The sequence below is a fragment of the Oribacterium sp. KHPX15 genome (assembly GCF_900107835.1).
In the GTDB taxonomy this organism is placed as follows: domain Bacteria; phylum Bacillota; class Clostridia; order Lachnospirales; family Lachnospiraceae; genus Oribacterium.
In genome coordinates this window covers 32,938-46,922 of record NZ_FNRG01000018.1, presented here as the reverse complement: position 1 = coordinate 46,922, position 13,985 = coordinate 32,938, and the positions used below count along the sequence as shown (strand labels likewise).

Annotated in this window: 9 protein-coding genes and 1 tRNA gene; 5 read left to right on the top strand and 5 right to left on the bottom strand. The window is 45.0% G+C overall.

Annotated features, from left to right (window positions below):
• Positions 1 to 5 precede the first annotated feature (5 nt).
• Both BLV86_RS11280 and BLV86_RS11275 read right to left on the bottom strand, forming a co-directional pair.
• Complete coding sequence (locus tag BLV86_RS11280; RefSeq protein WP_090817359.1) at positions 6 to 1,982, bottom strand: MFS transporter; 1,977 nt, start codon at positions 1,980 to 1,982, stop codon at positions 6 to 8.
• Positions 1,983 to 1,985: 3 nt separating this feature from the next.
• Positions 1,986 to 3,404 carry a GGDEF domain-containing protein gene (locus BLV86_RS11275; RefSeq protein WP_090817356.1) on the bottom strand — a complete coding sequence of 473 codons (1,419 nt, stop codon included), beginning with the start codon at positions 3,402 to 3,404 and terminating at the stop codon, positions 1,986 to 1,988.
• 311 nt (positions 3,405 to 3,715) lie between these two features.
• Between BLV86_RS11275 and BLV86_RS11270 the strand changes: the two genes are divergently transcribed.
• The 4 genes from BLV86_RS11270 (at position 3,716) to ilvD (ending at position 8,417) form a co-directional block, all read left to right on the top strand.
• A complete protein-coding gene (locus BLV86_RS11270) occupies positions 3,716 to 4,687 on the top strand; it encodes a DUF2232 domain-containing protein (protein WP_090817353.1) in 972 nt (323 codons plus the stop codon).
• Positions 4,688 to 4,774: 87 nt separating this feature from the next.
• Positions 4,775 to 5,356 carry a cytidylate kinase-like family protein gene (locus BLV86_RS11265; protein WP_175456525.1) on the top strand — a complete coding sequence of 194 codons (582 nt, stop codon included), beginning with the start codon at positions 4,775 to 4,777 and terminating at the stop codon, positions 5,354 to 5,356.
• A 228-nt stretch (positions 5,357 to 5,584) separates the two neighbouring features.
• Entirely contained in the window at positions 5,585 to 6,520 is a 936-nt protein-coding gene (gene argC, locus BLV86_RS11260; protein ID WP_090817347.1) for an N-acetyl-gamma-glutamyl-phosphate reductase, read from the top strand.
• A gap of 250 nt (positions 6,521 to 6,770) precedes the next feature.
• Positions 6,771 to 8,417 carry a dihydroxy-acid dehydratase gene (ilvD, locus tag BLV86_RS11255; RefSeq protein WP_029201848.1) on the top strand — a complete coding sequence of 549 codons (1,647 nt, stop codon included), beginning with the start codon at positions 6,771 to 6,773 and terminating at the stop codon, positions 8,415 to 8,417.
• Positions 8,418 to 8,678: 261 nt separating this feature from the next.
• Here the strand turns inward: ilvD and BLV86_RS11250 are convergent, their stop codons facing one another.
• Both BLV86_RS11250 and BLV86_RS11245 read right to left on the bottom strand, forming a co-directional pair.
• Entirely contained in the window at positions 8,679 to 9,635 is a 957-nt protein-coding gene (locus BLV86_RS11250) for a D-2-hydroxyacid dehydrogenase (RefSeq protein ID WP_090817343.1), read from the bottom strand.
• A 607-nt stretch (positions 9,636 to 10,242) separates the two neighbouring features.
• Positions 10,243 to 12,447 (bottom strand): FAD-binding protein, encoded by a 2,205-nt coding sequence (locus BLV86_RS11245; protein ID WP_175456524.1) that lies wholly within the window; start codon positions 12,445 to 12,447, stop codon positions 10,243 to 10,245.
• Positions 12,448 to 12,742: 295 nt separating this feature from the next.
• On the opposite strand from BLV86_RS11245, the gene BLV86_RS11240 reads away from it, so the two are divergent.
• Positions 12,743 to 13,636 carry a LysR family transcriptional regulator gene (locus tag BLV86_RS11240; RefSeq protein ID WP_090817337.1) on the top strand — a complete coding sequence of 298 codons (894 nt, stop codon included), beginning with the start codon at positions 12,743 to 12,745 and terminating at the stop codon, positions 13,634 to 13,636.
• Between the two features lie 103 nt (positions 13,637 to 13,739).
• Here BLV86_RS11240 and BLV86_RS11235 read toward each other — a convergent pair.
• Positions 13,740 to 13,810: transfer RNA gene (locus BLV86_RS11235), tRNA-Gly, on the bottom strand.
• Positions 13,811 to 13,985 lie beyond the last annotated feature (175 nt).

The window sequence follows — 13,985 nt, the reverse complement described above, 5'->3', positions numbered from 1 at the left end:
TATACCTATTTTGTTTTTGAAACCTGCATAATTTCGGAATGAATAAAATATGCTATTGCCATTATAGCAAATGCTACGGCCAAAGCACCTATACCTGCCCTGTAACCCAGTGTCAATGCTGCGGCAAATACGAAGGGACCGATCATTTCCAGCATCTTCTTTATAAAGGAAAGAACCGAAAGAGATTTTGACGGTCCAAGCTTCTGAACAGCCGGAAGTCCGAGGAAGTAGTTGTTCTGTACACCGAAGCCAAAACTGTCGGCAGTTCCAAGCAGACAGGCGCTTACATAAGGCAGGAACAGACTCGCTCCCATAACCGGGAACAGAAGGCTCAAAGCTATAATGAGATTATAAACATAGTTTATTCTCTTGAGGGACTTGCCCTTGAGCTTCGATATAAAAACTGAAAGAGTGGGACCTGCATATACAAGGAGTATTCCGTATAACATCTGGGATCTTCCGACATCGGTTATGCTTCCGCCCATGGAGTCAAAGTAAAGAGGCAGATAGTAGCTCAGGAAAGAGGCTGCAATACTTGCCGGTGCGATCATTAGGATCACAAACAGGAATACTGAAATGTTATCGTTGAAGGATATCTTAGCGGTTTGTCTGATTTCGGTATCATTGCTTTTTGTTTTAGGAAGCAGAGCATTTTCAAGTCTTATGATAAAGACTGAGGTCATAAGAGTGAAAACGGCAGAAATGAAAAATACTGTCTTATAGCCAAAAACATCCGCAAGGATAGCGCCCAGAGAAGAACCGCAGTTCATTCCCGAGTAGATTCCCGCATTCAAAAGTGCAAATCCCAAAAGCTGCTGTTTTGCATTCTTTCCGAAAAGTGAAAGATTTCGGAGGGTCATCCAGCAAAAACCGTAGCCAAGTCCCACCAATGCTCTTGACAGCACGAATAGGAAAAGATTGGTGGACAGGGCAGAGGACAGGGTTCCTGCCGATACCAGAAGAAGTCCGGAGATAAACGGAAACTTCCAGCCTTTTTTCTCCAGCATGACTGTAGTTATGAATATGGCGGAGCAGGTAAGAAGAGTCTCTGCCGACTGAGGGATACCAGCTGCGGTTGTAGCTGCCATTCCCTTTATGGGATTGTTGAGGGATTTGGCAACAATTGGAATAAATGAAGAAGACAGCCTGGAAGCGAAATAGAACAGAAAGGCAATCTGCCGTATATAGTAAAGGGCAGACGGAATATCGGCATTTTCCAGGGAGGCTTTGATCTTTTCGTATTCGTCTTCAGGAATCTGTGACCGTTTGTCTTTATCCTGCTGATAATCCTTTAGAATCCGCTTAGTCATTCCCTTCGAAACATTCATTATCATGAGAAGGACTATCTCAACAGAGAAGAAAACCGAAGTTACCAGGACTGTGAGGAGATTCAGAGCGATGGACTTTATTTTGTTTCGTACAAAAAATGGATCCACACTGAACCGGATACTGCTATTCTTATTGAAGCTGTAGGTGTACCTGGTGTGCTCTGCGGTACTTCCGATAATGCTTTTATTCGAGGAGTGTAAAACCGTTCCGGACATATCGGTTATGGAGATTTCGGTAATGCTGTCTTTGCAAAGTGACTCCAAAAGATCATCAAGCTTTCTTTCCGGGTAGGTTGAGGCAACATTGATATCGTTTCGTATGTCTGTATAGACCTGATAGTTCAGGAGCTGGTTTTTTACAGAGATGATCTCGAAGAAAAAGGAGATTTGGATAATGATTATGACAGTCAGAAGCATGGCATTTATATTGGTGCTTTCCAGCTGTCCGTAAATATCAAAAACCGGTCCTTTGGCAAAAAACAGTGTCATGGCAATACAGGATATGACTGTAAGTATTGCAAGGACATTAAAAGGAACCCGTGTGTACTCCACGGGTTCGTTGATATTGAGTATGACCAGAAACGCAGACACTACAAGGATAGTGAGGACGGATCCGATGTATAAATATAGTCTTGTTTTTCCACTTGTTGTCATAGTTTACCTATAGCTTCCATGTTCGTTTTTAAATGTCATCTTACGCTCATACATATGCTTGTCGGCGCGCTTGATGATGTCCCGGAACTCATCGCCATCATTGTAAGAGGCCATTCCCACAGATGCAGAGTAACGATCGTAAGGCTCTTTCTTTTCATTATCATAGCACTGCTGATACCTTGCGTTAATGTCTTCGAACAGCTGATCACGCACCTCAAAGTCTTCTTCGGTTAACACTACAAGGAATTCATCTCCGCCCATTCTGTATATGGGTGAATTCTTGTATGTATCCTGAATGATGTCATAACAGCCCATGATATATTTATCTCCGACATCGTGTCCGAAGGTGTCATTGACATATTTAAGATTGTTTATATCAACCATTACGGTGGCAATATCCTTAAGACCGTTCTTTATCTTAATGTCATATACGATTTCATCATCAAGGTAGGCTGCCTTGTTTTTAGCAGGAGTGAGCCCATCGGTATAAGTCTTCTGGCTTATCTTTTCAATTTCGTTTTCCTTTTCTACTATTTCATCCTTTGCCTTGTTGAAATTAGACATGTAGTAGAGACTTTCCTTCATGTTGCTGACAAAGCTGTTATAAAGGACTCCTATCTCATCCTCCTGACGGAAATCAAGGGATTCGAGACGCTGTACGTTCTGGAAGCGGCTTGCCTCGGTTTCATAAACAAAGCTGTCGATGCAGGAAGTCATGCGGTCCAGAGGATGGGTTACCTTGTGCCTGAGTATCAGGATATTGATGGTGAGTATGATGACCATAAGTAACCCAAGTATGCCGGCAAGCTGAAAAATGAATCTTTTGTCCTGCTTAAACATATACTCCATGGAAAAGTCCACGCAGGCGCTGGCGACGTAATTACCGTCCTTGTCTAATATCGGACGTACATAGGAAAGGAGATACTCTTTATCATGGGTGAACACTGTATGAACTACCGATTCTCCATTCATGATGGTGCCTATTTCTGAGGCAAAGGGTTCATCCACTGTGTAGATTTCTCCGATCCAGTCTATACTTTCCTGGGGTGGATTTTCTGTGTATTCCTCGTCTAGATCAAAGATTACCGTTGCGTTTGGCGGATCAACTGAATCAAAACGATATACATATAAATAATATATATCCGGATAATTATCCTTCAGGTCATAGAAATACTTGATTATTTCATTATATTCCGGCATGGTAAAGTTTTTTTCTATGTACTCTTCGGTTTTATCGGTATCATAAACTTTAGCCATGAGAGTGGTAACGCCTTCTCCCATACGGGTATAATCCTTTATCATTCTGTCCTGGAATCGCATGTGTACCACTACTATGGTTACGATGGCAAGAATTATGTACGATAATATGGATATTACCGATATTTGAAGTGATAAAGATTTCTTAAACTTATTCATCAGCATAGCTTCGGTATCCTGGTTTATGGTTACGATTGCTTTTATCTAAAGTAAAAAGGTCAGAGTTTTGCTGTTGCGCAAAGCCTCTATACATAGTGTCGACAAAAATTTCATAAACATTTGTAATTTTAAAAAAATTATTTAAATTCGTGACATCTGTCGAGTCAGACACCAGGGACGGTTCTCGCCGGCGGGAAGCATTCCGGGGGTCTGAATCGACGGATGTTGCGGCGGATAGAAAAACCACATTGCCCGTGGAGCGAAAATGACTTAAAATTACATGGTTATAGATTTGGATTTATAAGAGAGAAGAAAAAATGAATCAGAAAACATTGAAGATTACTTATGGTGCCATGATCGTGGCGCTTTTCGGAGTATTGCTGCTCATTAACCGGCAAACAGGAGGAATGTTTCATGGGATACTTATGTTCCTTTTGCCCATTCCCATGGTGGCTTACGGAGCAAGGTACGGTGGGAAGGCAGGGCTTGCCGCCTGGGCGGCTTCCATGTTTATCAGCATACTTGTGAGTACGCCCACAACGGCGATAAATGCTGCCTGTCAGTCCTTTGTGGGTATGGTGCTGGGAACCTGCATTTACCATAAAAAGGACATGACAAAAACCCTTTTTCTGGTGATGCTGCTCTGCACCATTGCCGAGCTTTTGGATATCGTGATCGTGGCTGCCATCTCGGGGCAGTCACTCAGCATGTATGTGACCGAGATGCAGATTGCCATGAATGAGACCATGGAAATGATGACAAAGGTTACGGGAAGCAATTCTCAGACGGAACAGCAGATTGCAGTTATGAAGTCAATGATGAGCGATGATTTTGTGGCAAGGATGTTTCTTATAACAACGGCACTTACCGGAGCCATGCAGGGTTTTGTAGTATATGAGATAAGTCTCCTGATATTGAGAAGACTTCATATTGCTGTGCCTAAGCCCAAGCCTGTAGTGGAGTATACTCCGCCTTTCTGGACAGCATATCTGGGGATATTTGCATTTGGTCTTTATAATTATTCATTTGTAAAACCTTTTGAAAATGAATTTGTGCAGAGCATTGCTCAGGTGGCAGGTATAGTTGGAACCCTTTATCTCATGTGCTTTGGAGTCATTGCTATAAGCCTGCTTATCCGGGTTTACATCACAAGGGCAAAAGCATTGATTGTGATTTTATCTATTCTGGCATTCCTTATGATGCCTCAGATAAATACGATTTTGGGAATCTTTTATATATCGGGTCAGCTTCACACGTTTCTTCTGAATAAATTGAATGGAACAAGGTAGGACAGAGCCCTAGCTAAATTATGACATCTGATATATTATATAGGTATAGTGAAAGAATATTCATCCTAAATGAGCGAGGAAAAAGATATGAATTACAAAGTAATCACCATCAGTCGTGAATATGGAACACATGGCCATGTATTGGCTGATAAACTCAGCAAGAAACTGGGAATCCCGTACTATGATAAGGATTTTGTGCGCCAGACCGTTAAAGAAAGCGGAATTGAGAAAGATGTCATAGATGAAGAAGGCGAGAAGTATACTCCCACTACCAGATTTATAGAAATGGTTTCACCGGCATCACTTACTTCCACTCATGATGAGATATTTAAGGCACAGAGCAGAGTGGTTCTGGAACTGTCACAGAATCCATGCATAATTGTCGGAAGATGTGCCAATTATGTTCTGAAGGAAGCCGGCATCAGCTCCTTTGATATTTTCCTTGCAGCATCTGAGGAATGGCGTATGGAGCATGCCATGGATGCGGAGAAAGTAAAGAAGCCCGTTACCAAAGAATTCATCCGTAAGCAGGATGCCGAGCGCCGCAGATATTACAAGACCTACACCGGTCAGACCATGGGAAATGCAGATAATTATTCATTATGCATAGATGTGAGCAAGATTGATATGGATAAATGTGTAGATATTATTTGCGAACTTTTGAAGTAATTATTCAGAACCTGTGTTATAATACCCGTATTCTTGCATAAAAATGCTGGAATACGGGTATTTCTGTATAAATATCAACCCAAAATCAAGTTGTGAACCTTTGGACTGCGGCGGATACTTATCTGAAGGCCTGTGATAAAAAATTATCTATCACTATTTTGTTACCGGTCAAAATCGGCGGAATGGATATTAGTGTGGGTATACAAGAAAACGATTTGAAGGAGAGAAATGATGAAGACAAAGGTATATATTGACGGACAAAGCGGAACAACAGGACTGCAGATATATGATCGAATCGGGTCGAGAGAGGATCTGGAACTTCTCAGGATCCCTGAGGACAAGCGTCATGACCTCGAGGAACGTAAAAAGTATATAAACAGCGCAGATATCGTTTTTCTCTGTCTTCCGGATGATGGTGCAAGGGAGGCGGTTTCTCTCATTGAAAATGATAATGTAAGAGTCATTGATGCATCCACTGCTCACAGAACCAACGACGAATGGGTGTATGGTTATCCCGAGCTTTCGAAGGAGCAGAGAGAAAAGATCCGTAACGGAAAGCGTATAGCAAATCCGGGCTGTCATGCTACAGGTCTCATTTCAGTTACAGCGCCTCTTGTTCGTATGGGGATTCTGCCAAAGGACTATCCGGTAACCTGCTATTCTCTTACAGGATATTCAGGCGGTGGAAAGAGTATGATAAAGGACTATGAAGCAGAGGACAGACCTGAGGTTCTCAGTTCACCCGGAATATACGGACTTACATTAAAGCATAAGCATATTCCTGAGATGCAGAAGGTTACGGGGCTTACCTATGCGCCTGTATTTATGCCGGTGGTAGATGACTACTATAAGGGAATGGCAACTACTATCATGCTTCAGAACAGACTCCTTCCGGGAAATCCTGCCGCAAAGGACATCTGTGAGAAGCTCGCAGAGTACTATAAGGATGAGCATTTCGTATCAGTGGTTCCATTCGGTGAGAATGACAGTAAGCTTTATGCAAACAAGCTTGCGGGAACCAACAGACTTGAAATCGTAGTTTGCGGATATGAGGATCAGACTTCAGTTACCGCTCTTTTCGATAACCTCGGAAAGGGAGCCAGCGGTGCCGCTGTCCAGAACATGAACATAATGCTGGGACTTCCTGAAGACACAGGGCTTTAATGATTCAGCTGACTCTGAATTGCTGTGAAATGGTACAGAAAATGCAAGTCTGTAACAGTTCAGCAGGGGCACGAGTAACATAGCAGGAACGATTTGTTACGCAAGTCTTTGGATTATGTCACTTATATCGGAAAATAATGCGACAATAGAAAGATTAGAATGTATAATTAAGGGCAAGGGTCAAAGGTGAGAGTTTGATACTTTTGACCCAACAAGAATTAAAGAAGATTTTTTTCCGGAGGAAATGATTATGCGCAGTGATTTAGTAAAGCAGGGTATCGAGCACACCCCGCATCGTTCACTTTTAAAGGCTGACGGACTTACAGACGAGCAGATGAAACGCCCGCTTATCGGTGTTGTAAATTCATTTACCGAAGTTGTTCCGGGTCATGAGCATTTGCAGCAGATTGCAAGGGCTGTTAAGGATGGCGTTCTCATGGCGGGAGGAACACCCCTTGAGTTCAATACAATAGCAGTTTGTGACGGTATCGCAATGGGACATGACGGAATGCATTTCTCACTGTCCTCACGTGAGCTCATTACAGATACCATCGAGTGTATGGCAACCGGCCACGCCCTTGATGCACTTGTTTTTATTCCTAACTGTGACAAGATCGTTCCGGGAATGCTTCTGGCGGCCCTCCGTCTCAATCTTCCCTGCGTATTTGTTTCCGGTGGACCGATGCTTTCACTTCATCAGAAAGACCTGAATACTGCGTTTGAGGCAGTAGGTGCTTACAAAGCAGGACTTATGGATGAGGCAGGAGTTATGGATGTTGAGAATACCTGCTGTCCTACCTGCGGCTCCTGCTCAGGAATGTTTACAGCCAACTCCATGAACTCTCTTTGCGAGGTTCTGGGTATGGCACTTCCGGGCAACGGTACCATTCCTGCGGTATATTCCGAGAGAATCCGTCTTGCCAAGACAGCCGGAATGCAGGTAATGAAGGTTCTGGAGCAGAACCTTCGCCCAAGAGATATCATTAAGGCAGAGACCATCGAGAATGCTCTTACAGTTGACATGGCTCTCGGATGCTCCACAAATACATCACTTCACCTCATGGCGGTTGCTCATGAGGCGGGCTTCCCATTCGATCTTCACAAGATCAATGAGATTTCCGACAAAACCCCTAACCTCTGTCACCTTGCTCCTGCGGGACACCATCATATGCAGGATCTCATGGAGGCAGGCGGTATCTATGCGGTTATCCATTCCCTGGATGAGCACGGACTTATCAACAGAGACTGCATGACTGTTCTCGGAAAGACCATCGGTGAGGTTACAAAGGATGCTGTGAACAGAAATACAGATGTCATCAGACCGTTTGACGATCCGTACCTCAAGGAAGGCGGACTTGCGGTGCTTTACGGAAATCTGGCACCTAACGGCTCCATCGTTAAGCGTTCAGCAGTTGCACCTGAGATGATGGTTAATGAGTGTACCGCAAGAGTATTCAACTCCGAGGAAGAGGCCATCGGCGCAATCTATGGCGGAAAGATCAAGGCGGGAGACTGCGTGGTTATCCGTTATGAGGGACCTGCAGGCGGACCGGGAATGAGAGAAATGCTCAGCCCTACATCAGCCATCGCAGGCATGAAGCTTGATACTACGGTTGCTCTTGTAACTGACGGTCGTTTCTCCGGTGCATCCCGTGGTGCAGCCATCGGACACGTTTCACCCGAGGCTCAGGCCGGCGGACCTATCGCTTATGTGAAGGATGGAGACAAGATAAAGATCGATATCCCGAACTATTCCATCGAGCTTCTGGTTTCCGATGAAGAGATGGAAGAGCGCAAGAAGACCATGCAGATCCGCGAACAGAGAAACCTCACAGGTTATCTCAGGAAGTATGCTAAGCTGGTACACTCCGCTGATACAGGCGCGATTGTAGAATAAATGATTTAAATTTACTCCCCGGAAGGTGTTTCCGGGGGGTTGTGAAATGGTGCAGAAAATGCAAGGGATGCGTGACGGCCCACGAGATTGAAAGTACAGCCTCACAGATATGTTCGCCCGGTATGCACAGGTATGTGCATTCCGTTCGTACATATCTGCGAGTCTGTTCTTTCAACTCGCAAGCCTAGCCACACATCCCTTGCATTTTCTTCACACATTGATAACCGGCAGGCAAGACATTTATACACAATAGGCTTTTTATCAATAGCCTTTTTTGTGATCTACTTTACTTTTCATGGAGGCGATGTCGCCGGCAAGATATTTTTCTAAATTCTCTCCGGTGATTTTTACGATGTTATCGAAGGTTTTCTGGAGGTAGAACTGGCCGGCGATGTGAGGGGTGATGATACATCTTGGGGCATCCCAGAGGGGATCTGTTGCGGGGAGGGGTTCAGGCTCTGTTACATCAAGGGCTGCTCCTCCGATTATTCCGTTTCTGAGGGCGTCATTCAGCGCCTTTCCGTCCACTGCATTGCCACGGCCGGCATTGATGAGATATGCAGTCGGCTTCATAAGTTTGAGGCGGTCAGCATTGATGATATGAACATTTTCCGCCGTTCCCGGAAGCACCATGGCAACGTAGTCTGCTCTTGGAAGGAGTTCATCAAGGTGCTCGACAGTGGTGAACTCATCAACAAATTCAGGCTTGTCACTATGCTGATGCTTTGTAACGCCGATCACATAGCTTCCTAAGGCATGCATCTTCTTGGCATAATGCTTACCTATAGAACCAAGCCCCAAAACAAGAGTCACAGAATCCTCAATGGAAACCACCTTGCCCTCCGGCCTCCATTCTTTGTTGACCTGATTTCTCATATAAAGATCTTCCTTACGAGCCAGCATAAAGCAAACTGAAACCATCCACTCAGAAACCGTAGTGTCATAAGCACCTGAAGCACTGGTGAGGAGAGTCTCAGGCAAAAGAATTCCCTCCTTACAGTAATTATCAACACCTGCAGAATTGGTCTGAAGCCACTTAAGCTTCAGTGCCTTTGCCACAACCGCCGGAGAAACATTCCCCAGGATGATATCTACATCCTGCACATCTGCTTCCTCCACAATCTCCTTCGCTTTATAAACAATCTCATGCCCCTTTGTCTTGCTCTCAATATACTTCCTGTCCTCATCACTAAAAGGCATAGCCCCTAAAATCTTCATGCAAACACCCTCCTGTCATCCATTTTTTATTCAATCTCCGTTGATTTTACCACATATTCTACACAAAATATCACCTATATAATTTGTTTCCTTCACAAAAGGTCGCAGGGAAACAGTTAGACTACAGTTTAAAAGGCAGGAGACATAAGGTATCCATTAAAACACGTTGAGTGATAACGTGAAGAAAAGGAAGGGTGCCAATGTCTTGCTTATAAATGTTCATAGTAAAAGCTGATGCCGGTAGCCGGCGAGGCTCTTTCGGCGTAATCATAATCTGCTTTAAGTTCCGGTAATCGATATGTGAAGAAAATGCAAGGGATGTGTGGCAAGGCTTGCCTGATCAGCGTTTCGTGAGAAATGCTGATGCCCCCAGGCGGCGAGGCTGTTTCGGCGTAAGCCGAAATCAAACGAAAATGCCTGCGCGTAGCGCATTCTGATGGCATTTTCTCCTTGGAGTTGAAAGAACAGACTCGCGAACAAAGTCCGCCCGGTATGCACATACCTGTGCATACCGGGCGGACTTTGTTTGTGAGGATGTACTTTCAATCTCGTGGGCTGTCACCCGTCCCTTGCATTTTCTGGCCCATTTCAAAACCTATCGGTCTCATCAGATCTCGGCAGCAGCATTCTCCCCTGCAACCTTACCATAGTACATAGCCATAGAGTGACTCACACCCTTAAGCCCGATAGGATATTCCATTCCGAATCTACCGCCTTGCATATTTCCCGCAACATAGAGACCCTTGATGATCTCGCCGCAAACCTGGCGTCCCTGCTCATCTGTCACCTCTGTGAATGTGTGGCAGTCCTCATCAGACTCGAGACCACCGATGCAAACAAGCATGATAGCGGTTGTGAACTGATCGGCATAGAAAGGAGCTGTATCCACAGGCATGAGACGGCTCGGAACCTTGTGGAAATCCTCATCATAGCCGGCTGCTGCAAGCTCATTATATCTCTTGATGGACTGAAGAGCCTGCTCCTGTGCAGCGGTATCATCAGGATATACCTTTGCAACAAGCTCTTCCAATGTATCTGCCTTTAAGCATCTGCCGTCCTGAACAGCAGCCTCAAGCTGATAAGGGCTCTTCCAGTTACGGTAAGTCTTATTGTTCTTAGGAGCTTCATCTATGGAAGCGTAATCTTCAAAATAGCATGCACCACCGTGAGCTGCCGGCATGTGAGTTACCTGCTCAGGCCAGTTTGCATCAAAGAACTGCCAGCTCTGCATAAGTCTGGTCTGCTCGATCTGGTTCTCAAGCTGCTGTCCCGGAAGATCCTCGCACATGAAACGCTTTCCGTCCATGTCCAGGTTCAGGAAGCCTGCATTACCCATAACACCAACACCTGAAAGATCGGCACCGCCGCCCATGTGGTGGATCATAGGGGCATTGTAGCCCATAACCTTTGCGCCTGCCCATGCACCCATTCTGAGACCTTCACCCTGGTTTGTTGGAACTCCGTTTACGTCGAAGGAAGTGAAAAGTCTGTTGTTCTGGTGAGTCTTCATTACATCCGGAGCAAAATGCTTCATGGCAGCATCATTGGAACCGTAATCACCTGTTGAAAGGATAACGCCCTTCTTTGCTGTGAGCTTCAGGTACTTGCCCTTATCAGAAGACTGAGGGTCGTCGTTTAATGCATAGACACCGACACATCTTCCATCCTCCATGATGAGCTTCTTTCCGAAGTGTCCGAAATAAGCCTCTACCTTACCGGTTGCCAGCGCCTTGTCCCAGTTAGCTGTGAAGGTAGCTGCCTGGCTCGGCAGGAACTCAACAGAAGTCGGATAGCATGGGAAGCGCTCTTCCTTCCAGTTGTATACGTGCTCATTGCCGCTTGCATCCTTATAAGAAGGAAGCGGACGGAAGATAGGAATCATGAAGTCGTCAGCATTCTCATCTTCGATAGGCTGTCTTGTCTCATCGGCTATGAACAGATGGTCATCGGCATCTGTCCACCAGTCGAAGGCTTCGCCAATGTTGTCAGCCCACTTCTTCGCGATGCTTCTCTTTACGCGGTATGAAGATTCATTAACATGAGAATCGATGATCTCGTCAACTTCTTCTCTTGATAATGCTCTCTCCGGCCAGCGGGCATTGAGCTTAGGGCTGTTGATGACCGCATACTCTCCGGAACGGCAGCAGGGTGCAGCTGCACCATCGATACCGATTACTGTTGCGCCTGCCTCTGCGGCGCCTCTTGCAGCTGCCACACCGGCAACACCAAGGCCTACAACTATAACATCGGCCTCAACTTCGTTATATACATCAGCATCACTTATTTCAGGTTCTGTACCAAGCCAGTCATCCTGGGAAGCACCGGCAGCATTGTCTGCGTCGGCAGCCATGGTTACGGCCTCGCCCTTTGCCTGTGCGATACAGTTGGCAGCAGCTTTCTTTACGGCATTGGATGTTACTGTGGCGCCGGACACAGCATCCACTTCAGCGCTCTGTGCCTCAAGGATTGCCTTTGAAAGCGGCTCCGGAGTTGCTGTTCCGATACCCTCGGTTTCTCCTGAAGCATCGATCTTTACATCGGTTATGCTGTTTTCGTCAAATGTCATTGTGACTGTGATATCACTTTCAAGACCCTTTTCAACTGCTGTATAAGTTCCGGGAATGTAAAGTCCTGCTTTTGCAGCCTCAGTTGCAGCTGCAGTGGTGGCAGCCTCGGTTGCTGCGGCAGTTGTTGCCTCAGGCGTGTTGGAACTGCAGCCAGTAAGTCCTCCTATAACAGCACCTGCTGTTAATGTTACGGCACCTGCTGCTGTGCCTCTCAAAAAATCTCTTCTGGAAATCAGTTTAGCCATTTTTCCTCCTTGCGGATCGTGAATACGCATCCAAGATATTGATAAGATAAAGTGAATAGATCAAGCCAAGACATTGGCATTAATTTAACAGTATTTTCTTATGAACGCCGTTGTTTGTATATTTCAATTGTGTTAATGTGTATTTAGTTTTACTTAATACCGGTTGACCTTTTTTGAAGGAAGAAGGGACATTGCTTATACAATTTAAGTAAATAACCTAATTGAAAAGGAAGGAAATAACAGAGCCGGTTAAGGCTTCAACTGAAAACAAAATATAAGGAGATGAGGATAGATTATGTACAGCACACATATACAGACATTTCTTGCGGTATGTGAAAGGGGTAGTTTTAATAAGGCAGCGACGGAACTATACATTACACCGAGTGCCGTGCTTCAGCAGATAAACACTTTGGAGAAAAGACTTGATGTGAGACTCTTGAAAAGAAACCGTGGTGGAGTTGAGCTGACTCCTGCCGGAGAATTCCTGAAAAAGGAGGCCAGGTCATGGGTTCATGCAGGGGATGCCATAATGGAAGAGGTTCGTGCCATAGCAGAAAGAGAGAATCACATTTCCATAGGCACTTCACTGTTGGAGAAAAGCCGCCTGCTTTATGAGCTTTGGATGCTGTACTCGGCTGTAAATGACAATGTGAAGATAAACATGGTCTCCATCGATACCGAGCACCGTATACCGGCCCAGACCGATCTCATTGAAAGCGTCAACAGCGGAGTTCCCTGGATGAAGGAATGGGATTTTATAAGAATATGTGACGTGCCATTTGGCTTTGCGGCGCCGGAACGACACTCTATTTCAAAAAAGGATATAGTCTCTCCGTCGGAGCTTTCCGGGGAAACGGTAATGTGCTTCAGGGTCGAAGGTGCCCCAACTATAGTGGAAATGTTTGATTGCATGAGGACTAATGGAATAAATCTCGACATTCATGATTATCCCAGCGAGGTTATCCTCTGGGGCGGAGGATTTAAGGGACAGCTCTTACTTGTGCCCATGTGCTGGAATGACATTCTTCCCGGCATGAAGGTGATACCATGCAAGTGGGACTATACCCTGCCCTACGGAATATTCTTCCGGAAGAATGCTTCTCATACGGTTCGCAAATTCCTGAATTTCGTCCGGAAAACCTACAATGAAGGCAATGAACAGGGGATAGTGCCGGTGTTGACTTACTGAGTTACCAGAGAATTCTGCCGGATTAGTAATTTTCAGTAATAAAAATGGCGAAAATCCTAGAGAATAAGCCATTCTTTTAGGATTTCCGCCATGTTTTCAATTCAGCAGATAACGGGAATCGAACCCGCCTCCTCGGCTTGGGAAGCCGATGTACTACCGATGTACTATATCTGCACTTGTTACACTCCCATAATTTTACTCTTATTTTCCCTCAAGTCAACTATCGCAAGGTGGTTGCATGACTTAATATAAAGTTCTATAAATTATTTTTTACTTTTTTTATATTCTCTCCGCTTCCGTCATTAATTTGTAAATGAAGTTCAAATTGATTTTATAAACCGATTTTGTT

Bases quoted from the DNA above. Each gene is read 5' to 3' on its own strand.
- BLV86_RS11280 (WP_090817359.1), bottom strand. From the start codon at position 1,982: ATGACAACAAGTGGAAAAACAAGACTATATTTATACATCGGATCCGTC.
- BLV86_RS11275 (WP_090817356.1), bottom strand. From the start codon at position 3,404: ATGCTGATGAATAAGTTTAAGAAATCTTTATCACTTCAAATATCGGTA.
- BLV86_RS11270 (WP_090817353.1), top strand. From the start codon at position 3,716: ATGAATCAGAAAACATTGAAGATTACTTATGGTGCCATGATCGTGGCG.
- BLV86_RS11265 (WP_175456525.1), top strand. From the start codon at position 4,775: ATGAATTACAAAGTAATCACCATCAGTCGTGAATATGGAACACATGGC.
- argC (WP_090817347.1), top strand. From the start codon at position 5,585: ATGATGAAGACAAAGGTATATATTGACGGACAAAGCGGAACAACAGGA.
- ilvD (WP_029201848.1), top strand. From the start codon at position 6,771: ATGCGCAGTGATTTAGTAAAGCAGGGTATCGAGCACACCCCGCATCGT.
- BLV86_RS11250 (WP_090817343.1), bottom strand. From the start codon at position 9,635: ATGAAGATTTTAGGGGCTATGCCTTTTAGTGATGAGGACAGGAAGTAT.
- BLV86_RS11245 (WP_175456524.1), bottom strand. From the start codon at position 12,447: ATGGCTAAACTGATTTCCAGAAGAGATTTTTTGAGAGGCACAGCAGCA.
- BLV86_RS11240 (WP_090817337.1), top strand. From the start codon at position 12,743: ATGTACAGCACACATATACAGACATTTCTTGCGGTATGTGAAAGGGGT.